This is a genomic window from Rhizobium leguminosarum, from assembly GCF_004123835.1.
Lineage (GTDB): Bacteria > Pseudomonadota > Alphaproteobacteria > Rhizobiales > Rhizobiaceae > Rhizobium > Rhizobium leguminosarum_M.
This window is the reverse complement of the sequence record NZ_MZMU01000003.1, coordinates 1191115-1217411: the sequence shown is the minus strand read 5'-3', so window position 1 is coordinate 1217411 and position 26297 is coordinate 1191115. Positions and strand designations below refer to the sequence as shown.

Here is a 26297-nt window from a genome sequence, read left to right as displayed (position 1 = left end):
AGACAGAATCTCATGATTAAATGCAAGACGACATCAGCCTCAAATGCAAGTCCAGGTCAAAGCATTGTGAAACTGAACACCTCTGGCGCCTTGCAGCGGTTCAGGGCATCCTATGAATGGCTGAAAATTGTGTTTATGGCAGTTGGAGGAATGCCGATGCGCTGCTTTACCGTGCTTGGACCCTCGCAGACCGGAAAATCAACAGTCGTGGAAAAGCTCGGCTCTCTGGAGGGGGCGCCGAGAAAATCCAGCTCCCCTTATGGATTGAACCTCACAGAATTCACCTTTGGAAAAGAGGCGTGGTGTGTGCTGGATGCGCCAGGACCCAATGAAGCATTGGCGCATGCACAGCACGCGCTTCTTGCCAGCGACGCCTGCATCTTGTGCGTTTCATCGGCACCCGAGGAGGCTGTGCTCGCCGCGCCCTATCTGCGGATAGTCGAAGCCTCGGGGACGCCGTGCATCCTCTTCGTCAACCGAATGGACGAACCCAGAGGGCGGCTGAGGGACGTGATCGCCGCGCTTCAAGACTACGCTAACCACACGCTTTTGCTTCGCCAGATCCCGATCCGCGAGGGGGACAGGATCATAGGCAGTTGCGATCTGATTTCCGAACGGGCGTGGCGCTACCGGGAAGGCCAGACTTCGGCGCTGATCGCAATCCCCGAAAGCGCCGCCGAGCGCGAGCACGAAGCGCGCAGCGAGCTCCTGGAACACCTGTCCGAATTCGATGACTGGCTTCTCGAGGAACTGATCGAAGATCGCGAGCCGCCCAGCGACGCGCTCTATGCCATTTCATCGCGGGTTCTCAGGGAAAACAGGATTATTCCAGTCCTGATCGGTGCCGCAAGTCACGGCAACGGCATGATGAGGCTGATGAAGGCGCTGCGCCACGAGGCGCCGCCGGTGGGGGTTCTTCGACAGCGCCTGGCTCGTGCGGGCAATGTCGATGAAAACAAGCTGACCGCCGTGAGCTTCCATGCCTATCATCGCCAGAATGTCGGTAAGACAGTGCTCGTGCGCGCGCTTGGCGAGGGACTGCGGCAGGGCGCATCATTGGGCGGCTCCAGCCTCGGCGCCGTACAGCATCTCGCAAACGGGCGGTCCAATTCGGCGGTTGTGCCTGCGTCGGGGGATGTGTTTGCGACGGTCAAGTCCGACCACTTGCCCGTCCCTTCGCTGTTGACATCAGACGCGGTGGTCGCCCCGCCTGAATGGACGGAGCCACCCACGCCGATGCTTGAAAGGATCCTAATCCCAGGCAGCGAGCGCGATGAAAACAAGCTCTCCGAAACGCTGGCAAAACTTTCCGCGACGGATCGCGGCCTAACGGTCTTGCAGGAGGAAAGCACCGGCGCCCAGCTCGTCTGCGCCCAGGGGCCGGTGCATCTGCGCGATCTCTGCCGAACCCTGTCCGACGTGTTTCACATCGCCGTAACCGATCGAACGCCCAGCCCGATCTACCGCGAGACAATTGCGAAACCATCTGAGGTTCATTACCGTCACCGCAAACAGACCGGCGGTGCCGGACAGTTCGCGGATGTGAAGCTGAGCATTCGCCCCAATGAGCGCGGCCGGGGCTTCACCTTTAGCGAAACCGTCAAGGGTGGCGTCGTTCCGCGCAACTACATCCCTGCTGTCGAAGCAGGCGCGCGCGAAGCGATGGAGAAAGGGCCGCTAGGCTTCCAGGTCATCGATGTCGGCGTAACGCTGTACGATGGTCAGCACCATGCCGTCGACAGTTCGGAACACGCCTTCCGGACTGCGTCGAAAATGGGAGTGCGACAGGCGCTTTCCGAAGGGTCGGCCGTTTTAATGCAACCGGTCTTCCGCAGCGAAATTCACATTCCGTCGATCTATTCCGGCAGCCTCGTCCAGATCGTCTCCGCTCTCAAGGGTCAGGTTCTCGGCTTCGACCGGGATGAAACCGCTAAGGGATGGGACATCTTCCGGGCACTCATTCCGGGCGGCGCACTTGACGATCTGGCGCGGGCGCTGCGCTCGGCGACGCAGGGCATTGGTTACTTTTCCAAGACCTTCGATCACTTCGAGGAGCTATACGGCAAGGAAGCGGACGCCATCGTGAGGGCACACGAGGGACCAGGCGTCGCACACTGAAACGTTCGCGCCACTTCATGCTCGTTCGCAGAATGGGCTCATGTCGTTTGGCAGTTAACCGTGAGAATGCGCCGTTTCACGCTACCTATGGCATTTAATCTGAGATTCGCGGGAGCGATTATCGGCCACTAACCGCTTCTAATGCATCATGGCCTCCAATGCAGATCTCGATGCGGCCTTGGGGGTCCTCAAAAGAAGACATCCGTACGGCAAATCCGAAATCCGAACCCAATCAAGGAGGATTGAACATGCCTACGATCATCTACAAGAAACCCGGCTTACGTCTGAAGACCTGGCAACGGTCGTCGTATTCGCGGATAACGTCGCAAGGAACTGCTTCGACGAATTCCCCACCGGTGAATCGAAATCGGTCTCCGAATGCCTGTCGTCTAACATTACAGTTGCATTTTTGATTTGCGGTGGACTTGCCTTGCTGCGGCTTGATGCGCCCGTCGCCAAAGCGACCATGCGATGACGGATGAAGGTTCAATTCGCCGTCGTGCAAGGTGGGCAACTGTAATGTTAGGCTTCCTCTTCATCCTTTTTCGCGCCAACGGTCAGCGGCCAGTCGACGACATAATCCTCGAGATCGTCGATATCGATCTCATTTTCATTGATCGTGCGGCCGCGCGCGGAAATGCCGGCGGCATGGACGGTCTCAGGGTCACCGGAAACGAGCGGGTGCCACCAGTAAAGGTCGCGGCCTTCGTTGACCAGCCGGTAGCCGCAGGTGGGCGGCAGCCAGGCGATATCGGGCACGTTCCCCTTGGTCAGCTGCACGCAGTCCGGCACGAAATCCCAGCGGTTCTCATAGCTGGAGCAGCGACAGCTTTCGCCGTCGAGCAGCTTGCAGCTGACCGAGGTGAAATAGATATCGCCGCTATCCCATTCCTCGATCTTGTTGAGACAACAGAGGCCGCAGCCGTCGCAAAGGCTTTCCCACTCGGCGACGGTCATTTCGGCAAGCGTCTTGCTCTTCCAGAAGGGCAGATCGTTCATCGTTCGTTTCTTGCAACAACGACCCGCAAATTCGCGTGACCCTGATGCATCTCTCTTGTTATCAGCCGCAAAATCAATCAATCCTTCAGCATACTCCTGATACTCGGAGAATTCTCTCTGGTATCGGAGAGCTTTGCGGCCATATGCGGGCCTCGCGCTTTCGTCGGATATGACCGAAGCGCGATCAGGCGGGAATACAGGACGTGCAGGATCCGGACAACCCAGGAAATGGGCCAGAAAACGGGCCAGAAAAAAGGCCTGGAAAAGCGGCGAACGAGGCGGCGGAAAAGCGGCCGGCGAAGAGCCGTCACATTCTGTTGCGCATCGATTCCTGGATCGATTCGACCGTCTGGAATGCCGGCTTCCGCGCCGCCGAGATCTGGGAAGACATCACCATTTTCTTCCGCCGCTTCCGCGTGCGCGGCTGGAAGCGCATGGTCTTCGAACTTGCCGGCGAAGGACTGACGCTCGGAGCGGCCGGCTCTGTGCTGATGCTGATGCTGGCCCAGCCCGCCTTCGAGGCAACCAAGGAGGACTGGCGCAACCGCGGCGATTTCGCCGTCACCTTCACCGACCGCTACGGCAACGTCATCGGCCATCGCGGCGTCATCCACCAAAATTCCGTGCCGATCGACGAGCTGCCGGATTCGCTGATCAAATCGGTGCTCGCCACCGAGGACCGGCGCTTTTTCGACCATTTTGGTATCGATTTCATCGGCCTCTTCCGCGCCATGAGCGAGAATGCACGCGCCGGCGAAGTCGTGCAGGGCGGCTCGACGCTGACGCAGCAGCTCGCCAAGAATCTGTTCCTGTCGAACGAACGCTCGATCGACCGCAAGGTCACCGAGGCGTTCCTGGCGCTTTGGCTCGAGGCAAACCTTTCCAAGAAGGAAATCCTCTCCACCTATCTCGACCGCGCCTATATGGGCGGCGGCACTTTTGGTGCAGCGGCGGCGGCGCAGTTCTATTTCGGCAAGAACATCACCGATGTGAACCTTGCCGAATCCGCCATGCTTGCCGGCCTGTTCAAGGCGCCGGCGAAATATGCGCCACACGTCAACCTGCCGGCGGCGCGTGCGCGCGCCAATGAAGTGCTGACCAATCTGGTGCAAAGCGGGCTGATGACCGAGGGCCAGGTGATCGCTGCCAGGCGCAATCCGGCCACCGTCGTCGACCGCAACGAGGTGGAATCGCCCGATTTCTTCCTCGACTGGGCTTTCGACGAGGTGCAGCGGCTTTCGGCGCGCTTCCACCAGCATTCGCTGATCGTGCGCACAACGATCGATATGGGCATCCAGCAGGCGGCGGAGGATTCGGTCGAGACGTCGCTGCGCGAATATGGCGAGGCCTATCACGCCAAGCAGGGCGCGATGGTGATGATCGAAAACGGCGGCGCCGTGCGCGCCATGGTCGGCGGCCGGGATTACGGTGAGAGCCAGTTCAACCGCGCCACCAGGGCGCTGCGCCAGCCGGGCTCGTCCTTCAAGGTCTACACCTATGCGGTGGCGATGGAGAGCGGCATGACGCCGCAGACGACGATCGTCGATGCGCCGATCTACTGGGGCAACTGGAGCCCGCACAATTACGCAAACCGCTATGCCGGCCGCATCACGCTCGAGACCGCTGTCGCCCAGTCGATCAACACGATCCCGGTGCGGCTCGCCAAGGAGAAGCTCGGGATTCAGCCGATCCGGGCGATGGCCAAGAATCTCGGCGTCGAAACGCCGATCCGCGACGACGTCACCATCCCGATCGGCACCTCCGAGGTGACGGTGCTCGACCAGGCGACCGCCTATGCCACCTTCCCGGCCGGCGGCTACCAGTCGCGCCGCCACGGCATCACCCAGATCCTCGATTACGACGGCGACGTGCTCTACGATTTCGACCGCGACGAGCCGGCGCCGAAGCGTGTGCTCTCCGAACAGGCCGACGCCTATATGAACCAGATGTTGTCGCGCGTTCCCTATGTCGGCACGGCGCGCAAGGCGGCCCTCGACAACGGCATCCTGACGGCCGGCAAGACCGGCACGACCCAAGCCTATCGCGACGCCTGGTTCGTCGGCTTCACCGGCAACTACACCTGCGCCGTCTGGTTCGGCAATGACGACTACACCTCGACCAACGAGATGACCGGCGGCTCGCTGCCGGCGATGACCTTCAAGCGCGCCATGGACTATGCCCATCAGGGTGTCACGCTGCGCGCCATCCCCGGCGTCGAAAACCCCCTACCCTCGGAAAAGGACCTCGCCAAGACCGCCGCCGCCAAGCCGCAGGACGGATTGCCGCAGCTCATCCGGCCGCGCATGCTCTCGGTTCAATCGACTGGCATCCTCAAGAAGCTCGGCGAAAAGCTGAAGGATGCCACCCCGCTCGCGCCGGCGAAGGTGGCGAGCGCGGAATAGCCCGCCACGCCCCACGTCCAGATCTCAAATCAGCATCCGCCGGCATCGATGCATCGGCGTGGATTGCCGTCGCCGCCTGCGGCATGACGGCTTTGCCACACTTGGCATGACCGCTGATCAATCGGCGCCCATGTCACTGCCCGGCATTCCACCCTGCCAGAATCAGTGGTAACCCTTTCATCCGATATGGTTTCCAAGGTCATGACGTGTTTCGATTCCCCCTCTTTATCGCGATCACGCTGATCGTCGCCTTCGGCGGCGGGATCATGATTTCGCTTTATGCGCTGGATGCGACACAGGGTTTCGGGGCGATCAAGCTCGGCGCCTGGGAGGCCTTTCCAGCATTGCAGACGGTCGAGGCCGATCCTTATGCCAAGTCGCACCGGGCGCGCGCCGGCAAGCTGCTCTATGGCAGCGCCGAGGGCCTGACCTTCACGGCGAGCGTCGACGACGAGGGCGCGCGGCTGAATGCCGGCTGCCGCTATCGCATCAGCGGGCAGACGCCGCCTGCCCGGCTCTGGACCCTCTTTACCGCCGACAATGGCGGCAATCCGGCGGCGGTGAAGACCGGGCATCCCTCAGCGCTCAATTCCTGGACGGTGCTGCGCAATCAAGACAGCAGTTTCTCGGTTGAGATTTCCGCCGTCGCGCAGCCGGGCAACTGGCTGGCCTTGCCGGAGGCCGGCACCTTCCGGCTGGTGCTGACGCTGTTCGACACACCGACAGCCGGCAGTTCCGGCGTGATCGATCTCGCCATGCCAAAGCTCACCAAGACCGGATGCGGCAATGCTTAGGATATTCTTCGCCGTCCTGACCGGTCTTTTCGGCGCAGCCCTGCTGCATCTCGTCATCATCCTGTCGCTGCCGCATTTCACCGGCAGGGATGCGGCGACCCGCGTGGAGGCAGAGGGCGACCTCAATAATTTCTACCTGCTCGGCGACCGGTATGACGAGGCCGGCCTTGCCAATGGCGACCCCTTCCTGCGCACCGCCGTCTGCTCCTTCGACGTCGAGGATGCGCCGGTACATTTCATCGCCAAGGGCAATGTGCCCTTCTGGTCGATCGCGATCTATGACAGCGCCTCCAACGAGGTCTTCAGCATGAACGACAGGACATCGGTCGGCGGCGCGCTCGATGTGCTGGCCGGCAGTCCAATCCAGCTGACCGACCTGCGCAAGAACTTGCCGCAGGAGCTGCAGCAGGCGATCCTGGTGGAAATGGCACGGCCGGACGGCTATGCCGTGCTGCGGACGCTGGCGCCGCAGGCGAGCTTCGATGAGGCTGCGCGCAACTTCCTGACGGAAGCCGGCTGCGAGCAATTCGCCGCTCGCTGAGGTTGAAGAGCGGTTACTTCTTGTTGACGCGCGGCGCGGGCGCCGGACGATGTTTGGGGCTCTCGGCCAACCGCTCGTAGCGGACGCCGGTGAACCAAAGGATCTTGGCTTCGCGGGGCTCTTTGTCCGGGCGACGCGGCGCCCGCGGCCGCCGATCCGCCAATGCGACTACTATTGCCATTCTCGTCTCCATGCACTGCCCGAGACGGATGAACTTGCGATGGATTTCACCCTGCCCGCCAATGTGCGGGCCGGCGCGTCCTGCAGTGCCGGGATGACCGGACCGAGGGCATTCGCGCCTTTCCCACGGCACCTGATTGAAATACCGTGATGCGGAGTTTCAACGATCCAAATACTCAAATCGCGTCGTTCCTATCCGAATTGAGACAGATGACAGTTAACAGTTTACTAATGTTCGGCGGATGCCAAACACAGTTCACGTTACTTCCTCTCTAACGCTCGAAGAGTTGATTTGGTTTCAAGCCGCCTGCGCAAACGGCAGGCTGGAGATCGACGGATAAAATTAGAAATAATTCATATAGTTGGCATCGGCGCCGCAATCCACCTTCTGGGAAAAAGGCGATGTTGCAAAAATACATCATGAAAATATTTAATTGCGAGGCGCTCAGATGCGCGTATGTTCTCTCCTGTCGGTCACACGTTTCCGGGCTCCGATCGATCGGGGATTTTCCACGTTCTTGCCGGAATGCGGAGGGCAAGCGATGTCTTTGCTGGTGAATTCATCTTTCTCGCCTGAAGATCTCGACGTGCTGCGCAGTGCGCTCGATGCCTGGTGCTCGGAACGGCGCATCGACATCAAAAGCGTCGACGCGCAATTCGCGGCATCCGCAGCACTCGACCTTTATCAGGCCGGTTACGACAGCCGCGAAAAGCTGCTTCACGCGCTGCGCGATCACAGGGTCGCCTGAGTTTTTCCACCATCACGACGGCGATGCGCAATCTTCGCAGCACGCCTTCCAAACCGCGCATTTTTATATTGCCGGCTAACCATGCCGCGACACGCTCAGCGTGTATATTTCTGTTGCATTTTAATAAAATCTTCAGCATGCATTAACCGTACCGGTGTAGGATTTGTTCATAACCGTATGGCCTGACATGCGTTCCGCCAGCGCATATCGGCCTTGGTCCCCTTGTTCTGCGTTTTCGGGGTGTTTTTGTGCGTGACCGGTTTCGAGACCTAGAAGGCCCCTTGGCCGTCAGGAAAAAGGACGTGGTATTAATGGCGACTGTCAGCAGTTTCGAGAACCTGTCTCATCCGACACGGTCCGAACTGCGCCAATTCGCCGAACTTTTCATGCCGCTGTTCCAGGCCTCCTCCGACGAGGCCAAGCGCCAGGCGGTCGCGGCGCTGTCCCAATGCGAGAACATGCCGGCCGCCGTGGCGCTGTTCATCGGCAACCAGCCGATCGAGATCGCAGCCCCCTTTCTTGCCGCCTCGAAGGCAATCGCCGACGATACGCTGATTACCATCGCGCGCATGCAGGGTGCAGCGCATGTCAAGGCGATCGTCAGCCGCGATTCACTCTCGCCGAAGGTCATCGATGCTTTGGTGGCGCTGCGCCAGAGCCAGCCGCGGTCCGCGGCCGCATCGGCGCCGGTCATGGAATCGCCGGCAGTCCCGCTTTCGCCGGCGCCGGCCGAGACCAACGAGGCGGATGCGCTGGAGGAACAGCGGGTTGCCAATGAAGAGGTGTTGCGCGAACGCATCCTCGGACTTGCCGGCCATCTCGGCCGTGCCGACGAGGACAGGCTCGGTCTGCGCACGCTCACCGACATTCAGGAGGCGCTGCTGGTGCGCTTTGCCCGCTCGCGCGAGGCGACGCATTTCGCGACCGCACTTGCCGATGCGCTTTCCGCCAGCCGCTGGCTTGCCGAGCGCATCATGCTCGATCTTTCCGGCCAGCAGCTCGCCACGACGCTGACCAGCCTCGGCATGGGCTTTCTCGACGCCGTCTTCGTGCTCGAAAGGCTCTATCCGCACCTGGCCGAACAGCAGCACAACGTCACCCGCGGCTGGATGGTGCTCGATGCGCTCGACCCGGAAGAATGCCACGAACGCGTCGAAGCCTGGCGGCGTGCGGATCGCTATACCTATAAGCCGGAGGCGACCAATACGCCGGCGCCGGCAACGCCCGACTATCGCTTCATCCGCCAGGCGCCGCCGCAGCGCGACATGCGCGTCATGGGGCGGCGGTCTCGCTGAGCAGCTAAAGCGCGTCGCGATCTTTCAGATTCGCTTGTCGCGCTTTCGGTCTTTGTTTTTACGCATGTTGTTGTCGCAAACCGCTGCTCACTTTTGCGCGACATGCTTTATCAGCGGTTCGACATGACGCTGAGCTGACGAGCGCCTTGGCTCTTAGCCGCCCTTCACAAGCGGGATCATATCCCCCAGCTCCTCCGCCTCCAGCTCGACGATCCAGAGATCGGGGTCGAATTTGCGTTCGCGCTCCAGCATCGCGCGTATCGCTTCAGGATCGCTGCGCGACAGGCGGATCTCGAACAGGCGGTCACCGGCCTGGCCTTCGTCGAAGGCGGACTGCGGCGCCGGCGCGTAAAGCGTTTCCAGGCCGTCGCGGAAGTGCTGGCGGATGAAGACCGCACCTGCTTCCTCCGCACCCTTCTTCTCGACGGCGGCGAAATCGCCGCTGGCAAAGACGCGGCGCAGGAGGGCGGAAACGAAGATGTCGGCGCGTAATCTCATTGGGGCGGTATAAAGCATGTCGCGCGATAACGACATGCGGAAAGATAAAGACTTAAAGCGCGAGACGAGATTGCGACATGCTTTAGACCGGCGCGGGCGGCGGCAATCCGCGGTTAAATCTTGACCGCCGAGTCAGACCTTGACTGCCAGCCGCAATCCGCCCCAATGCCGTCCACGGACGGTGATCGGAGCGGAGATATCCTTCATCATCACGAAATTGCCGCCGCCCATGTCGCGCCTGTAGGTCTGGACGAGGAAGGGCGCGGTGCTGCGGCCGGCGGCAAGGCCGACGCGATCGGCGAAGATGCGGCGATTGCGGCAATTGGCGGTATTCCAGACGGTGTCGCCAGGCCGCTGGGCTTGCGAGAATTTCCGGTTGTGGGTCGGCAGATAGCCGTTCTCGTCGATCGCCGCGCAGAAGGCGATGCGCTCGTCCAAGGTTGTGACGGGTTCCTGGATCGGCGGCAGCAGGCGGTCGGTGAGTTCGGTGAAGGCTGCCATCATCTGTGCCGGATCGGAGCCTGGTATTGGCCGATACCGTCGGTCGAAAAGAGCATCGAGCCCGATCTGCCCTTCCGCGACGGCGCGCTCGAAGGCGCCGGAAATCTGTCTTGCCACCGACTGCGCTTCCTCGATCCAACGGCTGTCGGCGGTCTTGACGCCGGCGCTCGCCGTCAGCTGGATCAGGGTTTCCGAGAGGCCGACGACGCTGTCGACGCGTTTTGCCGCCTGCTGAAGCCTGACATTCGAGCCGGCGACCTCGGCCGACATCTCGCCGAGCTTCTCGACGAAGCCGGCGCATTGCTGGTCGACCGCCTCGGTGGTGTTGGCCATGACGGTCGAACTGTCGAGGATGCGGGTGATGACATGTTCCATGCTTTCGAAGGCACCGCGCATCGTCTCCGACTTGTCGCGCACGCCGGCGGCACTGTCGCGCGCATCGCTGCCGACGGCCGACAGCCGGTCGATCTTCACGCGCAGTTCGTCCAGCGTCTGCTGGATGGAGCCGGTCGCCTTCGAGGTCTGCAGCGAAAGCGCCCGGACCTCGGCGGCGACGACCGCAAAACCCTTGCCGGCATCGCCGGCACGCGCCGCCTCGATCGCGGCATTCAGCGCCAGCAGGTTGGTCTGGCGGGCGATGGTGCTGATCTCCTCGGCGATATTGTCGACATCGGCAAGCGACTTGGAGAAGCCGGCGATCTCGGTGCCGATCTCGTTGGAAGACTTAACCATGTGGCCGATCTCGGCGACGGAGCCGGTCAGGCGGTCGGCCGATTCCTTCAGCATGTGGCGGGCCTCGGCCGCCGTGCGGTCGGTCTCGCGCAGCGACACGGCGACCGAGCGGTTGGTCTCGGCAATCGACAGCGCGGTGCGGGTGACCTGATCGAAGGTGGAGGCATGCCGGGCCGACATTCCCGCCATGTCCTGGATGGCGCCGGCGATATCGACAAGATCGATGCCAAGGGTAGAGGCTTCTTCGGCAAGACGCAGCATGATGTGGCGCAGCGCCTCGCGATCAGGCCCTCCCGCTTCGACCGCCGGTTCTCCGGCCAGATCGTCTATCGCCTTCAGCGCATGCATGACCGACGCTCCCCCGCCCCAATCAGAAAAGCTTCAGGCAACATGGTTAATAAGTTGCAAACAGCGACAGCGCCTTAGACTTAGGTTGTAGGAAAAAAGCCGGCACCGCGGCTGCAGAGCCGGTTGCTGCGTGGAGACGCATCAGTTGGCTAGAAAACGCCTCAACCGTCCCCCTCAGTGCCCTCAAGCGTTCGGCGAGCTTCGGCGGCAAAGCCGCGCAGTCTGGCCCGGACCGTTTCAAACGGCACCGACACTCCGGTTTCAAGATACCGCTGCCAGCGCCCTTCGTCCTCAGCTTGTTCGCTGATCGTGCGCTCCGATTCATCGGTATAGGAGCGCAGCACGCTTTCGGTAAAATCGGCAAGGGAAGCACCCTGCTTTTCGGCAAGCACGCCAAGACGGGCTTGCAGATGCGGGTCAATTTCCAGCGGTTGGATCTTTGGTGGACGCATAGATGAATTCTATCATCTTACTCGATTGAGTAAAAAACTTTTTGCCGATTTAGAACAGGATGTCGTCCGAAAACCGCTCACCCTTTTCACCATCATGTTCTAGATCGCGCCGATTTCCTTGAGTTTCTTCAGCACCGCCTGGTTCGGCTCGCCGTCTTCGGGCAGGTTGTAGTGCTTCTGAAAATGGCGGATGGCCGCGCGGGTCTGCTCGCCGGCAACGCCATCGACGCCGACATTGGCATAGGCCATGTTGGAAAGACCCTTCTGGATCTTCAGCACCAGGTCGACATTGGTGATTTGGCTTGATGGAACCTGCTTTGCCGCCGATGGAGCCGTTTTGACCGTCTTTTCGGCGCTGCGGATCGCCGCTGCCACCGGGTCTTCCGCCGCCGCCTTCGAGCTTACATCCTCGGGCGGCTTTTCGGCGGGCACGGTCGAGGGGCCGGCGGCATCGGTCTTCAGCGCCACTAGGACCTCCGGCGTCGGATCGCCGGTCTGGGTCATGCCGACGGTCTCTTCGAAGAAGAGAATGGCCGCACTGGTGCGGGGGCCAATGATGCCGTCGGGTATGCCGTTATAGAGGCCGCGGCGGACCAGCTGCTGCTGGATGTCCATGACGAGCTGGCTCGGCTGCTGGCCGGGCGCGGCAGGCGCCGGTGTCGCGTTGGTGGTGGCGGTATCCTGCGGCCGCTCGATCCGGAAGGTGGTGACGTCGCCCTGTTGCTCCTCGGCCGGGCGGCGGGCGCCGAGCACGGTTGGAGACTGCGGATCGCGGGTGCGGAAGATCGGATGCGGATGCAGGCCCGGCTGATACCAGAGCGCATTGGCGGCGACGAAGGAGAAGATGACGGCGAAGGTGATCGTGCCGCCGGCGACCGACGGATTGCGGCCGATGACGCCGCCGAGCACGGAGGCGCCCTGCAGGCCGAGCCCGCCGAGGGCGGCAGCGCCTGACATCAGAAGGCCCGGCTGCTGCCGTCCCCTTTTTCCCTTAGGCGATTTTCGCTTGCGCGCGGCCATCGAAACGCCCCTCTTCCAATTCTGCGCCTGTGTTGACCGCGCCCTTCAGCCGCGGCGGAAACTCGACAGTCGCGCCATGACCGGCGTCTTCGGCGTGCTGAGCACCCGAGCCGTCCACCGCGATCTCAATGGTGATGATCGTGCCTTCGCCCGGCTGGCTGGCGATGGCGAAATACCCGCCATGCAGCGCCACCAGCCCCTTGACCAGGGAGAGACCGAGGCCGGAGCCTTCGAAGCGGCGGGTGTAATCGTTCTGGATCTGGACGAAGGGCTGGCCGAGCAATGCCAGCTTGTCGGCCGGGATGCCGATGCCGGTGTCGCTGACCGTCAGCTTGAGGATGCCGTCGCGCGCTGCCGCATCGACCGAGACGACACCGCCGGCCTCGGTGAACTTTATGGCATTGCCGACGAGGTTGATGAGGATCTGCTGGATGGCGCGCTGATCGGCGACGATCTCGCCGAGACCACGCTGGATACGGCTCGTCAGGGTGAGACCCTTGGTCTTGGCCTGCAATGCCAGCATCGATTCGCAGGATTTGACGGAGCTTGATATGTCGAAGGCTTCGAGGATCAGCTCGTAGCGGCCGGCTTCGATCTTGCTCATGTCGAGCATGGTGTTGACGACGGATAGCAGATGCGCGCCGGATTCGCGGACCAGGCCGACATATTCGCGCTGACGGTCGTTTTCGAACTTGCCGAAATATTCGCCGATCAGGATGTCGGAAAAACCGAGAATGGCGTTCAGCGGCGTGCGCAGCTCATGGCTGACGGCGGCGAGGAAGCGCGATTTGGCGTCATTTGCGGATTCGGCATCGGCCGCGCGGTTCTGGGCTTCGTCACGCAGTTGCTGCTCGACGGAGACATCGCGCAGCTGGGCAATGATGGCGGTAAGTTCACCGTCGGCATCGCGCCGGGCCGTCATGTCCATTCTCAGATAGGCGAACTGGCGTTGATCACGCGAGACCGAGGGCCGGTCGATGCGGAGATCCACGCTCTGAGCATCCTCGCCCCGGCGCAGGCCATCGAGCGCCTGCAGGAAAAGGATGCGGTCGGAGACATGCACCTGCTCCAGGAAGCCCCTGCCCTTGGGATCGCGCATCCAGGCGAGGAAATCGCGCCGGTCGCGACCGCCGATGGTCGCCACACTGCCATGCGGGTCGAGGAAGAAGACGAGGCCCGGGGTGGCGGCAAGGAAGAAATCCTCGGCCGACTGCGTGGCGATACCGGCGGACGAACCCTGACGGGCGAGCGCGATGCTGCCGACGGCGGAAAAGAGAAAGGCGGCGCAGACCATGGCGACACCTGCCGGCAGCGCCACGGCCGGACTGGTGACCGCCGAAAGGCCAATCGGAGCGGCAACGAGAGCGGCCGACGAGAGCAGCACGAGGCGGCGCAGGATTGCGAGCTCGCGTTGGCGCACGGCTTCACCGCCGCCCGTCCGGGAGAGCCAGCTTGTCCCTGCCCGGTCTACGAGGGCCGTCATCCAGCCGCCAATGTTACTCAATACACGCACGCAATACCCGCCCGAAAGGCTGTCTATCGATCCGGACAATAGGCCTTGGCGACTTAAAGAAAGGATAAGGCAAAAGCGCTGTTCACAGTCTGAAACGGCCGAAATTCTCGTTTTGAAGCATCTGGAAGGCTCTTTGCCTTTTGTGGTTAATAGGGGGTAAGCGACGGATTTTCCTCATATTTCAGCATTGCGTTAACTCCTGTGGCAGGGCGAGCCGGCAAAAGTCCTGCAATTGCAAGCAGGTGCTGCCCTGATGCTTAACGGCGATCGCTCGCATTCGACTAAAATGCGGTTCAAATGCCGTTCGCTAAAATTTGAACTAAATTTGCCGCAAATGCGCGTGAGTTTCGAAAAGCGGCATTCGCAACTTGGCGGTAGGGTGAAAACACACCGGACAACCGGCCTGATTCGGCAACAAGAACCGGACGGGGAAAACAGGATGGGCGACGACAATGTGGTTTCTGATCAAAGGATCCTTCTGGTTTGGCCTCGTGCTCGTGCTTCTTTCCGTCTTCAGCACGGAGAGTTCCGACAAGCTCGCCAACGGCCCGCAATTGCAGCTGTCCGATGCGTTCACGGCGGCAAGCGGCGCCTATGACTATTTGACCGGCATGTGCTCGGAGAAGCCCGAAGTCTGCGCCAAAGGCACCGAGACCCTCACCGCACTCGGCTACCGGGCCCGCGAAGGCGCCCGCGTTGCCTATGAACTTCTCGACAGCCAGTTCACGGATGAGGCGCCGGCGACCGCAAAGCTTGCCGAACCGCAGATGCCGGTGGCGCTCAACATGCCTTCCCTCACCACGCCTGCCATCCAGGAAAAGGTACGCGAGGCAAAAGCCGCGCTCAACCAGCCGATGCCTTACCGTCCGCCGGTCGAGGACGATGCCTCCTCAGAGACGGTGGTGACCGGCGCTATTCCGCTGCCGACGCCGAAGCCGGCGACCTGACCCTCAACCAGCTTGCATCGGTGGTCCGCATGACGCGGAGATGCCCCATGCCTGACGTGCCTGCCCTGTTTAATTCAGCATGTTGCTGCGCCGTGAGGATGCCCATCCTTCACGGCGTTTTTTCTATCTCAGTTTACGCAATTCCCGGCAAAACCGCTTCGTGAGTTGCCTGGAAAACCGCTTCACACTTTTCCTGGAATTGCTTCGGTCTTTTGTTTACGCAATTCCGGACGGAAAACCGCTTCACACTTTTCCTGGAATTGCTTTAGCGGTTCAAATCTGCCGGTCTTTCACCTATATGCACTTCTAGAGCATTTCCTGACGCAAAACCGCTGCGCACTTTTGCTGGAACTGCTTTAACAGTGAAAGGCTTCTCCATGGCATCCCTCGACCAGATCATCGACGACTTCGCTTTCCTGGACGATTGGGAAGACCGCTACCGCTATGTCATCGAACTCGGCAAGGCACTGCCCGACCTGGCCGAGGAGAAGCGCACCTCGGAGAATAAGGTGATGGGCTGCGCCAGCCAGGTTTGGCTGGTGACCCATACGACAGGCGATCCCGACAACCCGGTCATGAGCTTCGAGGGCGATTCCGACGCCCATATCGTGCGCGGCCTCGTCGCCATCGTGCTTGCCACCTATTCCGGCAAGACGGCATCGGAGATCTCCGGGCTCGATGCCTTCGAGATATTCTCGAAGATCGGCCTGGTGGAGAACCTGTCATCGCAGCGTTCGAACGGACTGCGGTCGATGGTGAACAGGATCCGCGAAGAGGCGAGAGTCCGCGCCGCGGCTTGACCGCGATGATGGCTGACGGGCTTTCAGAGCCCCAGCCGATCGATTCGGACAGCGCCTGCCTTGGCACATCGAATATATTAACACTTGCTGATAGTATAGGAATACATTCTAAGCCTGTCGGCAAAGCATAAGTCGGGATCTCTTACGCCGTCGTGGGCGTCCGGCCGAATCAGCCGCGACGCTTTAAATGCCGGAAAGAGTATTTCTTCGCCTTGCGAAGGCACAGAAAAGCCGGGCACAAGACCCGGCTTTTGTCGTCGATGCTTTTGAAAAAGCTCAGCCGCGGCCGCGCTTGCGGCGCTGCCCGAGGCCCATTTCCTTTGCCAGGCGCGAACGCGCTTCGGCATAAGCGGGCGCTACCATCGGGTAATCGGTCGGCAGGTCCCACTTCTCGCGGTATTCTTCCGGCGAGAGGCTGTGATGCGTCATCAGGTGACGCTTGAGGGACTTGAAGTTGCCGCCGCATTCCAAACACGTGATCTGCTCGTCCTGTACGGACTTGCGGACAGAAACTGCAGGCTTCTGCTTTTCGACGATCGCCGCAGCAGGCTGCGGTACGGACGTGTTGCTCAGTGCCGAATGCACGTCGGAAATCAGATTGGCCAGGTCGCTGACCGGTACAACATGGTTGCTGACATAGGCCGCGACAATGTCGGCTGTCAGTTCCACAAGCAGCTCCGGCGCACTGCCGGTCGCTATATCCGTCATATTCTTTCTCCTGTTAGCATGCTCAAACGGTCTTTGACTGACACGCCAAAGACCCGCCTCGTAGAAGCGAACAGCAAAAGCACAGGAAGCGACCTTCTGTTTCGAAAAACGCGAAATCCACCCCTAGATTCCGAAGAGCGTGACCTGTTCTTATACTGCCTGACTGGAAACCACTACGTCATGCCCCAGGCGATGGCCTCAGTTTAGACATTAAAAATCAAAACTGAGGGACTTGGAAGCAGTACGATTGCAATTCACAATCAGAACTCTACTTGCATTTTCAAATACCATCGTTTGGTCGAAAGGCCAATTATTATTTGTCGTTTTTCTTGAGAAAAAATGACAGATGAAGAATTGAGGGGCTCTTCGGCAAGCTTTACTCACAGCTTCCTGTGCATAAGTCTGGTAAAGTCGCCGAACAGCATAGGCTCAACGATCCCTGATATCGTCACGGACCGAGAGTGCACCGAGATCATATCCCGAACGATGGGCAGCTCTGGCAAGCAGATGGGCAGACACAGGCGCCGTCAGCAGGAAGAAGACGAAACCGGCAATGGCGCGGGCGAGAATCGCCGGGTCCTCAGAATAGAGGCCGGCGGCAAGGAGCAACAAGCCGGAGCCGACAGTCCCCGCCTTCGAGGCCGAATGCATGCGCGTATAGAGATCGGGCAGCCGGACCAGGCCGATCGCTGCCGCAAGCGCAAAGAGCGAACCAACGATCAAAAGCAGGGCGGTGACGGCAGCCACGATATAATCGATCATCGTTTCTTTCCCCCTGCCCGGCGCTTTTGCGTGTTGCCATTTGCCGCAGCGGCGGGCGGCTTCGATTTGATGTTGCCGCGCGACAGCACGAATCGGGCGAAGGCGACGGTCGCCAGGAAACCGACGAGGCCGAGCGAGATGGCGATATCGATATAGAGCGAAAAGCCGGTCTTGACCGCGATGACGGCGATGAAGCCGATGGCGATGCCGGTCAGCATGTCGAGGGCGAGGATCCGGTCCGGCAATGTCGGGCCGGCAACGACGCGCCACACAGTCAGAATCAGCGCCAGGCCGAGGATGACGAGTGCGGCCGAGGATGCGACCGCGACGATGGCGGCAGGTGTGATCACCGGAAGGCCTCCATGATCTTGCGTTCGAAACCGTTGGCAATATCACGCCTGGTCGCCTCCGGATCGGAACAATCAAGCGCGTGCACATAGAGCGTGCGGCGATCTGTGGAGACGTCGACCGAAAGCGTGCCTGGAGTCAGGGTGATGAGGTTTGCCAGCAAAGTGATCTCGAAATCGCTCGTCACCGTCAAAGGGTAGGCGAAGATGCCGGGTTTCAGCTTCATATCGGGGGAGAGGACGGTGACCGTGACCTTCCAGGCCGAGAGCGACAATTCCTTCAGGAACAGAGCGGCGAGCGAGAGCAACGGGAGAACGCGGGGGATATGCCCTTTGCCGCCGAAGGATTCGCGGATGATGACCAGCGCCAGGGCCCCGAGCAGCAAGCCGAGGACGAGATTGTGCAGCGAGACGCTGCCGGTGACAGTCACCCAGGCAATGGCAAGCAGCAGGTTGAAGAGGAAGAAGATCACGGCGCGCCGCCTTCCGGAAAGACCGAATGAAGATAGGCCTGGGGATCGGCCAGGCCGGCTGCGGCCGATTGCGACAGCGCCAACAACTGTTCCGGCAAGATCCCGAAGCCGACGACCAGCGCTGTCAGCGCGGCGAGCGGCAGCCCCGTGCGCCACCTCGGTCCGGACGGCGTCAGGGCTATCGGCGTCAGGGCTATCGGCGTCAGGCCTATCGGTGTCAGGGCCATCGGTGCCGGGCGCCAATAGGCGAGCAAGAAGAGACGGCCGAAGGCGATCGTCGTCAGAAAACCGCCGAGGAGGATCGATGCCGCCAGCCACCAGGCCCCGAGATCGAGCGAGGCCTTGACGAGAATGACCTTTGGCCAGAAGCCGGAAAAGGGCGGCAGGCCACAGGCGGCAAGGAAGAGCACGAGGGAGAGCGCGGTGAAGCCGCCGCTTTGCCGATAGAGCCCGCCGAGGACCGACAGCGAAAAGCCGCCGCCGCGCCGGGCGATCTCGCCGGCGGCAAGATAAAGCGCCGTCATCAGCACCATGGAATGGAGCGCATAGAAGACCGCGCCGCTAATGCCGCCAGGGCCGCCGAGGGCGACCCCCGCAAGCATGTTGCCGATGCCCGATATGACGACATAGCCGAACAGCCGGCGGATATCGTTTTCGGCAAGCGCGCCGAGAGCGCCGACGACAATCGTCGCGGCGGCGGCGAGCGCGATCACCAGGCTCAATTCCTGGCGCTCCATCGGCAACAGCATGACCATCACCCGGATCAGCGCGTAGATGCCGACCTTGGTCAGCAGGCCGGCAAACAGCGCGGAGACTACGATACGCGGCGTATGGTAGGCGGCAGGCAGCCAGAAATTGACCGGGAAGGCTGCCGCCTTCATGCCGAAGGCGAGCAGGAAGAGGCTTGCCAGCGTCATCAGCGGCGCCGTGCCGCGCAAATCCCCAGCTTTTGCAGCGATATCGGCCATATTGAGCGTGCCGAAGGCGGCATAGAGAATGCCGACGCCGATCAGGAACAGGGTCGTGGCGATCAGATTGAGCACCGCATATTTCAGCGCGCCGTCGATCTGCTCACGTTCGGAACCAAGGATGATCAGCCCGAAGGAGGAGATCAGCAGCACCTCGAACCAGACGTAGAGATTGAAGATATCGCCGGTCAGAAAGGCGCCGGTGACGCCGGCCATCAGCAGCATGAGCAGCGGGAAGAAGCCGTATCGCCGGCCGCTTTCGCCGATATCGGCCAGCGCATAGATGCCGCCGGCGAGCGCGGCAAGGGCCGCGGTGAAGGCCATCAGCGCACCGAAGAGATCGACGGTGAAGGCGATGCCGAAAGGCGGCAGCCAGCGGCCCATGACCATGGTCAGCGGCCCGTCGGCCGCGACCTTGGCAAGCAGCGCCGCATCGATCAGCGCCAGCGCCGCAAGGCCAGGGATGGCAAGCGAGGCCTGCAGACGGGGATAGCCGCGCAGCATCAGCAGGACGGCACCGAGCGTGATGCAATGGGCGACCGGCAGGATGGCAAGCCAATGTCCGATCGGCACCGGGGCGGTGATCAGGGCGGCGGAGAGATCGACGGTGGAGGTGGGAGCGGCCATGCGATCAGGTTTCTTTTCCGGTCGGCGAGGCTTGCTCCCTCTTCTCCCCAGCGGGGAGAAGGTGGCCCGAAGGGTCGGATGGGGGGGGCCACACGACACACGTCATCCTTCGTTGTGCCGAAAACATTGCCCTTCGCTTGCGCTTCGGGCGTTCGTCGCGAATGCTCCTCACCCCCCTCATCCGCCCTGACGGGCACCTTCTCCCCGCTGGGGAGAAGAGGGAAGTTGCCGGTAGCGCTTCAGCCCAAATTCGCATGTCCATCCTCAATACCCCAATGGCGGCAGCGGCCGGTCGTCGGGCTCGGCGGCGCGCATGTCGCTGGTGTTGTCGGTGCCGAGGTCCTGATAGGCGCGGTAAGTCAGCACCAGCAGGAAGGCAAGGAAGGAAAAGGAGATGACGATCGCCGTCAGGATGAGCGCCTGCGGCAGCGGGTTGGCCGTGCCTGCGGGCAGACTGTCGAGACCCGCCGGGATGATCGGCGGCACCTCGCGCGTCAGCCGGCCTGATGTAAAGAGCAGCAGATTGACGGCGTTGCCGAGGATGGCGATGCCGAGCATGATGCGGATCGAGAATTTCGACAGCATCAGATAGATGGCGGCGGCGAAGAACAGGCCGACGAGGATCGCCAGAAGCGGCTCCATCATTCCACCTCCTTTTCTTCCAATGCCAGAGCGATCGAGGTGATGGCGCCGAGCACGACAAGATAGACGCCGACATCGAAGAGCATGACGCTCGACAGCGGCACCTCGGCGCCGAAAAGCGTCGGATAGATCCAGAGGCCGGTCATGAAGGGAACGGCAAACAGGATGGAGAGAAGACCGGCCGCCGTCGACAGGAGCAGGCCGAAGCCGGCAATCGACAGCGGATGGAAGAACAGCGCCCGGCGAACGGCGCCAACGCCGCGGGCAATGCCGTAGATCGCCAGTCCCGAGGCGGCGATCAACCCGCCGATGAAGCCGCCGCCCGGCTCGTTATGGCCACGCAGCAAGACGAAGACGGAAAAGAGCAGCATCAGCGCGGTGAGGAACGGGGCGACGGTGCGGAAGATGAGGGTGTTCACGCGATCAGCCCTCCGCCGCGGGATCATTGGCGGCAAGCTTGCGCTCGCTGCCGGCGCGAATGCGGATCAGCGCCAGGATGGCAAGGCCGGTGACCGCAACGACGGCGATTTCGCCGAGCGTGTCGGTGCCGCGGAAATCGACGATGATGACGTTGACGACATTGGCGCCGTGGGCGATCGATTTTGAATAGGCGTTGAAGAAGGCCGTCAGTGCGTCGTTGAACGGCGCCTGCGTCGCCCGCATCAGCAGAAGCGTGAAGCCGAGGCCGCAGGCAAGCGCCAGCGCGCCGTCGAAGAGCTTGCGGCCGAGCGGCCGCTGATCGTCGGGCGAGAGACGGAGCCTGGTCATGACCAGGGCAAGGATCACCACCGAAAGGGTTTCGACCATGAACTGGGTGAAGGACAGATCCGGCGCGCCAAACAACAGGAAGATGATGGCGACGGCGAAGCCCTGGATGCCGAGCGAGACGATCGCCGTCAGCCGGTCGCGGGCGGCGAGCACGGCGGCAAGGCCGAAGGCGGCGATCAGGAAGACCGCCCATTCATGCAGCCTGACATCGGCCGGCCAGGCCGGAAGGCTCGGCAGTTCGCCATAGACGACGAGCGGGACGATGAGGATGGCGGCAACGCAGAGGAAGGTGCAGGTGACATAGATCTCCAGCCGCCCCGGCTGGAGCACACGCATGACGCGGCCGGAAAAGCGGACAAGGCCCGATATAGCGACATCAAAGCCATGGTCCGGCCCAGGTCCGGCCGCGCGCAGGAAGACGGCCATCAGGAAACGGGCGCGCGCGAGCTGCCAGTAGACGCCGATGCCGAGCAGCACGGTCAGGGCGGAGAGCGCCAAGGGCAGGCCGATATGCGGCGTCAGCGAAATGTCGATGTCGACGGGTGTCTGGCGGATGGCGGATGCGATCGGCGAGGACAGGACGGTATGGGTAAAGCCTGAAAAGATCGCGGCGAGCAGGCCAAGGACAGCAAGAACGGCCGGGCCGAGCCAAAGCAGGACGGGGGCTTCGTGCGGCGGTTTCGGCGTCTCCACCGGCCGGCCGAGGAAGGGTTTCAGCGCCACGGCGAAGGCGACGGCAAACATCAGCGCATTGCCGAAGACAGTGATGGCGGTGAAAGTAATCGTGCGGACATCGCCGCCGATGAATGCTGTATAGATCTCCTCCTTGGCGAGAAAGCCGAAGAAGGGCGGCAGGCCGGCCATCGAGAAGGCCGCCGCAAGCGCGATGATCCAGGTGAGCGGCATCGCCCGCATCAGGCCACTGAGCCTGGTAATATCGCGCGTGCCGGTCTCATGATCGATGATGCCGGCGACCATGAAGAGCGCGCCCTTGAAGAGGGAATGCGCCACCAGATAGAGCGCCGCCGCCTCCACCGCATAGTCAGAGCCGAAGCCGATCAGCATGACGAGCAGGCCGAGCGAGGAGACGGTGGTATAGGCGAGCTTGAGCTTCAGGTCGGTCTGGCGGATCGCAAGCGCGGTGCCGACCACCAGCGTCAGCCCGCCGAAGAAGGGCAGAAGGATTTCCCAGGCAGGGGTTGCCCCCATGACGGGATTGAGCCGCATCAGCAGATAGACGCCTGCCTTCACCATGGTGGCCGAATGCAGATAGGCCGAAACCGGCGTCGGCGCCTCCATGGCGTTCGGCAGCCAGAAATGAAAGGGAAACTGCGCCGACTTGGTGAAGGCGCCGCCCAGGACCAGGATCAGGGCTGCGAGATAGAACGGGCTTTCGCGCACGACATCGCCTGCCCCCATGAGCCGCGACATCTCAGTGACGCCTGAAATGTTCCAAAGCATCAGCAGGCCGGCCAACAGGCAGAGCCCTCCCCCGCCGGTCACAACAAGCGCCTGCAGGGCGGCGCGGCGAGCCGCCTCACGCTCGTGATCGAAGCCGATCAGCAGGAAGGACGTGATCGACGTCAGTTCCCAGAAGACGAAGAGCATCAGGAAACTGTCGGAAACGACGACGCCGAGCATCGCGCCCATGAAGAGGAAGATGAAGGAGAAGAAGCGGCCCTGATCCTTGTGTCCTTTGAGGTAGCCGCCGGCATAAAGCACGATCATGGTGCCGATGCCGGTGATCAGCAGGGCGAAAGCCAGCGACAGGCCATCGAGGAACCAGGAGAAAGAGAGATGATAGCTCGGCACCCAGGAATAGCCGCCGGTGACGACCTCGCCGCGCGCGATCGTGGGAATGAAACGCAGGAAATGCAGGAAGGCGAGCAAGGGAGCGATCGCCAGGAGCCAGGCACCGTTTGCGCCGAAGATGCGGATGACGAAGGGGGCAGCAAGAGCGCCGACGAGCGGCAGGCACAGGGCCAGAAATGTCAGAGCCGTGACATCGGCCATGTCCCCTCCTCTACTGCATAATTCAAAATGTTACAGTCCTTTGCAGGTCCGACAAGGCGCGCGGTGCTGTAAAGGCAACAGACGAAAGCCGGAGAAAACCGGCCTGTCTTCTGGCTTAGGCGAAACGGGGGAGCGTCTCAAGTGATTTCGGCCGCAGGCCGCACGGCATGGCGATGTTAGAAGTCGATCAGGCCGTCGATCTGGAAAGACAGGTCAGCAGCCGGGCGATGCAACCGTGGAGGATGAAGACCACAAGCGTCAGCGGCCAGAGCAGGCAAGCGAGGAGCCCGGCGAGACGATGGAGCGTCAAGCCGTCATGGTTGGCCCAGCCTTCCAACAGTGTGACCGCCATGGCTGCCACGGCCACCAGGCCGTAGAGCAGGACGATTGCTGTTTCAAACACCAGTGATTCTCCAATGCACGCAACATTAACCCTAACAGAAAACCCCTAACGGATGTAAAAGCAAGCCTCTTCCCCTAATTGGGTATGCGGCCAATCTCATGGCGCGGCGCTGGAGACTTGATGAACTGAACGCGGCGCACCACATTTTCTCGCGAAACGGAACCCGCCCTCGGCGAAAGGAGCACCTCATGTCCGAAACTGCGACGACCGCCAAGATCCACAAGACCGACGCCGAATGGAAAGAGCAGCTCACCCCCGAGCAATACCGCATCACGCGCCAGCACGGCACCGAACGCGCCTTCACCGGCCCCTACTGGGATTCCTTCGAGACGGGGCTTTACCGCTGCGTCGGCTGTAATGCGCCGCTTTTCCGCTCCGACACGAAATTCGATGCCGGCTGCGGCTGGCCGAGCTATTTCGAACCGGTATCGCCCGAAGCGGTGATCGAGCATCGCGACACGACCCACGGCATGGTGCGCACCGAAATCCGCTGCGGCAGCTGTGACGCCCATCTCGGCCACGTCTTTCCCGACGGCCCGCCGCCGACCGGCCTGCGCTACTGCATCAACGGCCACTCCATGGTGTTCGAGCCCGGGAAATAAGCGACCCCGCAATCGAAGCGGCTCATCCGATGCGATGGGTCGCTGACTTTCCCTGTCGTTCACACTATCGATGGATCGATGATCTCGAGAGAAGGCCGATGGCGCGCGATATCCTGAAGACCGACCGGCTGACGCTGCGGGAGATCACCCCTGCCGACCTGCCGTTTCTTCACCGCATTTTCGGCGATGCCGAGTCCATGCGCTATTACCCCGGGATAAAGAGTTTCGACGAAACCGCGCGCTGGTTTCAAAGGCTCGCCTTCGACAGTTATGCCAGTCACGGCTTCGGCCTCTGGGCGGTGACGGACCGGCAGAGCGGCGCATTGCTCGGCGATTGCGGCATCACGCTGCAGGAAACGTCCGCCGGGCTGGAACCCGAGATCGGCTACCATCTGTGGCGCGACCATTGGGGCAAGGGCTATGCGGCCGAGGCGGCGGCCGCCTGCCGGGACCACGCGCTTCACACCCTTGGCCTTGCGCGCATCGTCTCCATCGTCAGGCCCGACAACATTCCTTCGCAGCGCGTTGCGGAGCGGGTGCATCGGCGGCGGGAAACATTCGCCAAGGCCGGCAGCCCTGATGGCGGCATGATGGAATTCTACCTCTACATCACGGACCGAACATAGAGCGTTTCAGACCCGCCTGATCACTCGTGATCGGCGGGACAGGGCCAGGTCGTCGGTGCGGAGAGGCCGGCCGGCAGCTTGGTCGAGGCATCGCCGCAGGCAAGGTCGATCTGCGCCTGTTCGAGCCCGGTTGCGGCCGAGAGATCAAGGCCTTCGATGCGGGTCAGGAACATGAAGGCGCGGTCGAACATCGGCGTTGTTTCGAAAGTGGCGCCGGAGAGATCGGCACGGGAGAGATTGGCGAAAGAGAATTTCGCCGCCGTCAGCACCGCCTTGTCGAAATCGGCGCGGCCGAGCTCGGCCTTTTCGAAGCTTGCGCCGGCAAGCCGGGCACCGGCAAAATTGGCGCGCTGCAGCTCGGCGCCGGCAAAGGACGCGCCTTCGGCGATGATATTGGCGAAGCTGGAGCGATAGGCCTCGATCTTGGCGAAGTTGGCGCCCTCGGCGTGTGCGCCCTCCAGCGAGGCGCGCACCAGCGTCGCTTTCTCCAGATTGGCGGATTTGACATTGGCACCGGCGAGGTCGGTCAGCGAGAAATCGGTGCCGACGAGATTGGCGCCTTCGAGATCACTGCCCTGCAACATCAGGTTCTTCTTGGTGCATTCCTGCCAGTCGAGCTTCGGCGAGGCCAGGCTGCCGCAATCGGCGGCCTGAGCGGCAACCGGCGGAAATACCAAAAGGACGAGGGCAAGGAGACCGAGCGACGATCCGTGCATTGCCATTGAACAGTTCACCCCCATGACGCTTAGATGACGCTTTCAGGCCGCCTTTCGCGAAGCAGCCTTCCATTTTCTTACACAGCTCAGACTACAATAAAAAGATGGCGAGCGCCGTTCACAATGGATTGCTGTCCGGCTTTTCCTGGCAGGTGGATCAATCCGCCTTGCCTGGCAGGCGAAGCTCCATGCAGATGAGGTCCAGCCAGCGGCCGAATTTGGTGCCGACCTCGGAAAATCTGCCGGCGATGCGGAAGCCGAGCTTTTCGTGCAGCCTGATCGAGGCGGTGTTCTCCGCCTCGATGCCGGCAATCATCACATGGATATTGCCGGCCGCAGCACGCGCGATCAGTTCCCGCATCAGGCGCTCGCCGATGCCTGCACCCCGGCAATCCTTGTCGACATAGACGGAATGCTCGACCGTGTGGCGGTAGCCGTCGAAGGGCCGCCAATCGCCAAAGGAGGCGTAGCCTGCGACCTTGCCCGACATTTCGGCGACGATGACGGGAAAGCCACGCGCCTTCCGCGCCCTGAACCATTCCAGCCGATTTTCGAGATCGACCAGCGTGTCATTCCAGATCGCCGTCGTGTGCTCGACGGCGTGATTGTAGATATCGCGGATGGCGGAAAGATCGGCTTCGGTGGCGTCGCGGAGGAGGACAGCGTCTGTCATGATTGCCCGGTTCGAATTTAATGCCGGGGTGGCATACGCCCCGCCTCGAAGGATGTAAACGGCGGATGCGAAATAGGAAC

Annotated in this window: 29 protein-coding genes; 11 read left to right on the top strand and 18 right to left on the bottom strand. The window is 61.6% G+C overall.

Annotation, left to right across the window (positions count from 1 at the left end; genetic code table 11):
* Positions 1 to 156 precede the first annotated feature (156 nt).
* A complete protein-coding gene (locus tag B5P46_RS09835) occupies positions 157 to 2118 on the top strand; it encodes an elongation factor G (protein WP_129418881.1) in 1962 nt (653 codons plus the stop codon).
* Positions 2119 to 2266: 148 nt separating this feature from the next.
* Positions 2267 to 2593, top strand: coding sequence for a hypothetical protein (locus B5P46_RS34350; protein ID WP_164986466.1), 327 nt, complete (start codon positions 2267 to 2269; stop codon positions 2591 to 2593).
* Positions 2594 to 2640: 47 nt separating this feature from the next.
* On the opposite strand, the gene B5P46_RS09830 is transcribed toward B5P46_RS34350, so the two are convergent.
* Entirely contained in the window at positions 2641 to 3117 is a 477-nt protein-coding gene (locus B5P46_RS09830) for a YcgN family cysteine cluster protein (RefSeq protein ID WP_129418490.1), read from the bottom strand.
* A 203-nt stretch (positions 3118 to 3320) separates the two neighbouring features.
* Between B5P46_RS09830 and B5P46_RS09825 the strand changes: the two genes are divergently transcribed.
* The 3 genes from B5P46_RS09825 to B5P46_RS09815 all read left to right on the top strand — a co-directional run bounded on the left by B5P46_RS09825 (position 3321) and on the right by B5P46_RS09815 (position 6854).
* Positions 3321 to 5519, top strand: coding sequence for a transglycosylase domain-containing protein (locus B5P46_RS09825; protein ID WP_129418489.1), 2199 nt, complete (start codon positions 3321 to 3323; stop codon positions 5517 to 5519).
* Between the two features lie 206 nt (positions 5520 to 5725).
* Positions 5726 to 6313: a DUF1214 domain-containing protein gene (locus B5P46_RS09820; RefSeq protein WP_029875289.1), complete on the top strand. Its 588-nt coding sequence runs from the start codon at positions 5726 to 5728 to the stop codon at positions 6311 to 6313.
* A complete protein-coding gene (locus B5P46_RS09815; protein ID WP_129418488.1) occupies positions 6306 to 6854 on the top strand; it encodes a DUF1254 domain-containing protein in 549 nt (182 codons plus the stop codon). Before B5P46_RS09820 ends, B5P46_RS09815 begins: the two co-directional genes overlap by 8 nt.
* Before the next feature lie 13 nt (positions 6855 to 6867).
* Here the strand turns inward: B5P46_RS09815 and B5P46_RS34345 are convergent, their stop codons facing one another.
* Positions 6868 to 7035, bottom strand: coding sequence for a hypothetical protein (locus tag B5P46_RS34345; RefSeq protein ID WP_003546657.1), 168 nt, complete (start codon positions 7033 to 7035; stop codon positions 6868 to 6870).
* A 541-nt stretch (positions 7036 to 7576) separates the two neighbouring features.
* On the opposite strand from B5P46_RS34345, the gene B5P46_RS09810 reads away from it, so the two are divergent.
* Complete coding sequence (locus B5P46_RS09810; protein ID WP_129418487.1) at positions 7577 to 7783, top strand: hypothetical protein; 207 nt, start codon at positions 7577 to 7579, stop codon at positions 7781 to 7783.
* Positions 7784 to 8031: 248 nt separating this feature from the next.
* Positions 8032 to 9078 (top strand): DUF2336 domain-containing protein, encoded by a 1047-nt coding sequence (locus B5P46_RS09805; protein WP_129418486.1) that lies wholly within the window; start codon positions 8032 to 8034, stop codon positions 9076 to 9078.
* Between the two features lie 153 nt (positions 9079 to 9231).
* On the opposite strand, the gene B5P46_RS09800 is transcribed toward B5P46_RS09805, so the two are convergent.
* The 5 genes from B5P46_RS09800 to B5P46_RS09780 all read right to left on the bottom strand — a co-directional run bounded on the left by B5P46_RS09800 (position 9232) and on the right by B5P46_RS09780 (position 14181).
* Positions 9232 to 9576 carry a DUF1491 family protein gene (locus B5P46_RS09800; RefSeq protein ID WP_129418880.1) on the bottom strand — a complete coding sequence of 115 codons (345 nt, stop codon included), beginning with the start codon at positions 9574 to 9576 and terminating at the stop codon, positions 9232 to 9234.
* Between the two features lie 132 nt (positions 9577 to 9708).
* Positions 9709 to 11157: a methyl-accepting chemotaxis protein gene (locus B5P46_RS09795; RefSeq protein WP_129418485.1), complete on the bottom strand. Its 1449-nt coding sequence runs from the start codon at positions 11155 to 11157 to the stop codon at positions 9709 to 9711.
* Positions 11158 to 11318: 161 nt separating this feature from the next.
* Positions 11319 to 11609 (bottom strand): hypothetical protein, encoded by a 291-nt coding sequence (locus B5P46_RS09790; RefSeq protein WP_129418484.1) that lies wholly within the window; start codon positions 11607 to 11609, stop codon positions 11319 to 11321.
* Between the two features lie 99 nt (positions 11610 to 11708).
* The gene (locus B5P46_RS09785; protein WP_129418483.1) at positions 11709 to 12629 is read right to left on the bottom strand and encodes a peptidoglycan-binding domain-containing protein; all 921 of its coding nucleotides are present in this window, start codon (positions 12627 to 12629) and stop codon (positions 11709 to 11711) included.
* Positions 12601 to 14181: a sensor histidine kinase gene (locus B5P46_RS09780; RefSeq protein WP_245456132.1), complete on the bottom strand. Its 1581-nt coding sequence runs from the start codon at positions 14179 to 14181 to the stop codon at positions 12601 to 12603. The genes B5P46_RS09785 and B5P46_RS09780 overlap by 29 nt, the downstream gene beginning before the upstream one ends.
* Before the next feature lie 413 nt (positions 14182 to 14594).
* Between B5P46_RS09780 and B5P46_RS09775 the strand changes: the two genes are divergently transcribed.
* Positions 14595 to 15089 (top strand): DUF5330 domain-containing protein, encoded by a 495-nt coding sequence (locus B5P46_RS09775; protein ID WP_129418481.1) that lies wholly within the window; start codon positions 14595 to 14597, stop codon positions 15087 to 15089.
* 377 nt (positions 15090 to 15466) lie between these two features.
* Positions 15467 to 15889, top strand: a complete 423-nt coding sequence (locus B5P46_RS09770; protein ID WP_129418480.1) for a SufE family protein — start codon at positions 15467 to 15469, stop codon at positions 15887 to 15889.
* Positions 15890 to 16165: 276 nt separating this feature from the next.
* On the opposite strand, the gene B5P46_RS09765 is transcribed toward B5P46_RS09770, so the two are convergent.
* The 9 genes from B5P46_RS09765 to B5P46_RS09725 all read right to left on the bottom strand — a co-directional run bounded on the left by B5P46_RS09765 (position 16166) and on the right by B5P46_RS09725 (position 23600).
* Positions 16166 to 16597, bottom strand: coding sequence for a MucR family transcriptional regulator (locus tag B5P46_RS09765; RefSeq protein WP_003546634.1), 432 nt, complete (start codon positions 16595 to 16597; stop codon positions 16166 to 16168).
* A 429-nt stretch (positions 16598 to 17026) separates the two neighbouring features.
* Positions 17027 to 17359: a monovalent cation/H(+) antiporter subunit G gene (gene mnhG / locus B5P46_RS09760; RefSeq protein ID WP_129418479.1), complete on the bottom strand. Its 333-nt coding sequence runs from the start codon at positions 17357 to 17359 to the stop codon at positions 17027 to 17029.
* Positions 17356 to 17709 carry a cation:proton antiporter gene (locus tag B5P46_RS09755; protein ID WP_028741539.1) on the bottom strand — a complete coding sequence of 118 codons (354 nt, stop codon included), beginning with the start codon at positions 17707 to 17709 and terminating at the stop codon, positions 17356 to 17358. Before B5P46_RS09755 ends, mnhG begins: the two co-directional genes overlap by 4 nt.
* On the bottom strand, positions 17706 to 18179 hold the full coding sequence (locus B5P46_RS09750) for a Na+/H+ antiporter subunit E (RefSeq protein WP_129418478.1): 474 nt from the start codon (positions 18177 to 18179) through the stop codon (positions 17706 to 17708). The genes B5P46_RS09755 and B5P46_RS09750 overlap by 4 nt, the downstream gene beginning before the upstream one ends.
* Entirely contained in the window at positions 18176 to 19774 is a 1599-nt protein-coding gene (locus tag B5P46_RS09745; protein WP_129418477.1) for a Na+/H+ antiporter subunit D, read from the bottom strand. Before B5P46_RS09745 ends, B5P46_RS09750 begins: the two co-directional genes overlap by 4 nt.
* 264 nt (positions 19775 to 20038) lie before the next feature.
* Entirely contained in the window at positions 20039 to 20416 is a 378-nt protein-coding gene (locus B5P46_RS09740; RefSeq protein ID WP_042954591.1) for a Na+/H+ antiporter subunit C, read from the bottom strand.
* Positions 20416 to 20835 (bottom strand): Na(+)/H(+) antiporter subunit B, encoded by a 420-nt coding sequence (locus tag B5P46_RS09735; protein WP_018446250.1) that lies wholly within the window; start codon positions 20833 to 20835, stop codon positions 20416 to 20418. Before B5P46_RS09735 ends, B5P46_RS09740 begins: the two co-directional genes overlap by 1 nt.
* 4 nt (positions 20836 to 20839) lie before the next feature.
* The gene (locus B5P46_RS09730; protein WP_129418476.1) at positions 20840 to 23197 is read right to left on the bottom strand and encodes a putative monovalent cation/H+ antiporter subunit A; all 2358 of its coding nucleotides are present in this window, start codon (positions 23195 to 23197) and stop codon (positions 20840 to 20842) included.
* A gap of 187 nt (positions 23198 to 23384) precedes the next feature.
* On the bottom strand, positions 23385 to 23600 hold the full coding sequence (locus B5P46_RS09725) for a hypothetical protein (protein WP_129418475.1): 216 nt from the start codon (positions 23598 to 23600) through the stop codon (positions 23385 to 23387).
* A 188-nt stretch (positions 23601 to 23788) separates the two neighbouring features.
* Here B5P46_RS09725 and msrB point away from each other — a divergent pair, with 188 nt between their 5' ends.
* Complete coding sequence (gene msrB, locus B5P46_RS09720; RefSeq protein ID WP_129418474.1) at positions 23789 to 24202, top strand: peptide-methionine (R)-S-oxide reductase MsrB; 414 nt, start codon at positions 23789 to 23791, stop codon at positions 24200 to 24202.
* Positions 24203 to 24300: 98 nt separating this feature from the next.
* Positions 24301 to 24828 (top strand): GNAT family N-acetyltransferase, encoded by a 528-nt coding sequence (locus B5P46_RS09715; protein ID WP_129418473.1) that lies wholly within the window; start codon positions 24301 to 24303, stop codon positions 24826 to 24828.
* Between the two features lie 20 nt (positions 24829 to 24848).
* On the opposite strand, the gene B5P46_RS09710 is transcribed toward B5P46_RS09715, so the two are convergent.
* Positions 24849 to 25550, bottom strand: a complete 702-nt coding sequence (locus tag B5P46_RS09710) for a pentapeptide repeat-containing protein (RefSeq protein WP_129418472.1) — start codon at positions 25548 to 25550, stop codon at positions 24849 to 24851.
* Between the two features lie 151 nt (positions 25551 to 25701).
* Positions 25702 to 26217, bottom strand: a complete 516-nt coding sequence (locus B5P46_RS09705; RefSeq protein WP_129418471.1) for a GNAT family N-acetyltransferase — start codon at positions 26215 to 26217, stop codon at positions 25702 to 25704.
* Between the last annotated feature and the right edge of the window lie 80 nt (positions 26218 to 26297).

Bases quoted from the DNA above. Each gene is read 5' to 3' on its own strand.
- B5P46_RS09835 (WP_129418881.1), top strand. From the start codon at position 157: ATGCGCTGCTTTACCGTGCTTGGACCCTCGCAGACCGGAAAATCAACA.
- B5P46_RS34350 (WP_164986466.1), top strand. From the start codon at position 2,267: ATGGCCTCCAATGCAGATCTCGATGCGGCCTTGGGGGTCCTCAAAAGA.
- B5P46_RS09830 (WP_129418490.1), bottom strand. From the start codon at position 3,117: ATGAACGATCTGCCCTTCTGGAAGAGCAAGACGCTTGCCGAAATGACC.
- B5P46_RS09815 (WP_129418488.1), top strand. From the start codon at position 6,306: ATGCTTAGGATATTCTTCGCCGTCCTGACCGGTCTTTTCGGCGCAGCC.
- B5P46_RS34345 (WP_003546657.1), bottom strand. From the start codon at position 7,035: ATGGCAATAGTAGTCGCATTGGCGGATCGGCGGCCGCGGGCGCCGCGT.
- B5P46_RS09810 (WP_129418487.1), top strand. From the start codon at position 7,577: ATGTCTTTGCTGGTGAATTCATCTTTCTCGCCTGAAGATCTCGACGTG.
- B5P46_RS09800 (WP_129418880.1), bottom strand. From the start codon at position 9,576: ATGAGATTACGCGCCGACATCTTCGTTTCCGCCCTCCTGCGCCGCGTC.
- B5P46_RS09795 (WP_129418485.1), bottom strand. From the start codon at position 11,157: ATGCATGCGCTGAAGGCGATAGACGATCTGGCCGGAGAACCGGCGGTC.
- B5P46_RS09790 (WP_129418484.1), bottom strand. From the start codon at position 11,609: ATGCGTCCACCAAAGATCCAACCGCTGGAAATTGACCCGCATCTGCAA.
- B5P46_RS09785 (WP_129418483.1), bottom strand. From the start codon at position 12,629: ATGGCCGCGCGCAAGCGAAAATCGCCTAAGGGAAAAAGGGGACGGCAG.
- B5P46_RS09775 (WP_129418481.1), top strand. From the start codon at position 14,595: ATGTGGTTTCTGATCAAAGGATCCTTCTGGTTTGGCCTCGTGCTCGTG.
- B5P46_RS09770 (WP_129418480.1), top strand. From the start codon at position 15,467: ATGGCATCCCTCGACCAGATCATCGACGACTTCGCTTTCCTGGACGAT.
- B5P46_RS09765 (WP_003546634.1), bottom strand. From the start codon at position 16,597: ATGACGGATATAGCGACCGGCAGTGCGCCGGAGCTGCTTGTGGAACTG.
- mnhG (WP_129418479.1), bottom strand. From the start codon at position 17,359: ATGATCGATTATATCGTGGCTGCCGTCACCGCCCTGCTTTTGATCGTT.
- B5P46_RS09745 (WP_129418477.1), bottom strand. From the start codon at position 19,774: ATGGCCGCTCCCACCTCCACCGTCGATCTCTCCGCCGCCCTGATCACC.
- B5P46_RS09740 (WP_042954591.1), bottom strand. From the start codon at position 20,416: ATGGAGCCGCTTCTGGCGATCCTCGTCGGCCTGTTCTTCGCCGCCGCC.
- B5P46_RS09730 (WP_129418476.1), bottom strand. From the start codon at position 23,197: ATGGCCGATGTCACGGCTCTGACATTTCTGGCCCTGTGCCTGCCGCTC.
- msrB (WP_129418474.1), top strand. From the start codon at position 23,789: ATGTCCGAAACTGCGACGACCGCCAAGATCCACAAGACCGACGCCGAA.
- B5P46_RS09715 (WP_129418473.1), top strand. From the start codon at position 24,301: ATGGCGCGCGATATCCTGAAGACCGACCGGCTGACGCTGCGGGAGATC.
- B5P46_RS09710 (WP_129418472.1), bottom strand. From the start codon at position 25,550: ATGGCAATGCACGGATCGTCGCTCGGTCTCCTTGCCCTCGTCCTTTTG.
- B5P46_RS09705 (WP_129418471.1), bottom strand. From the start codon at position 26,217: ATGACAGACGCTGTCCTCCTCCGCGACGCCACCGAAGCCGATCTTTCC.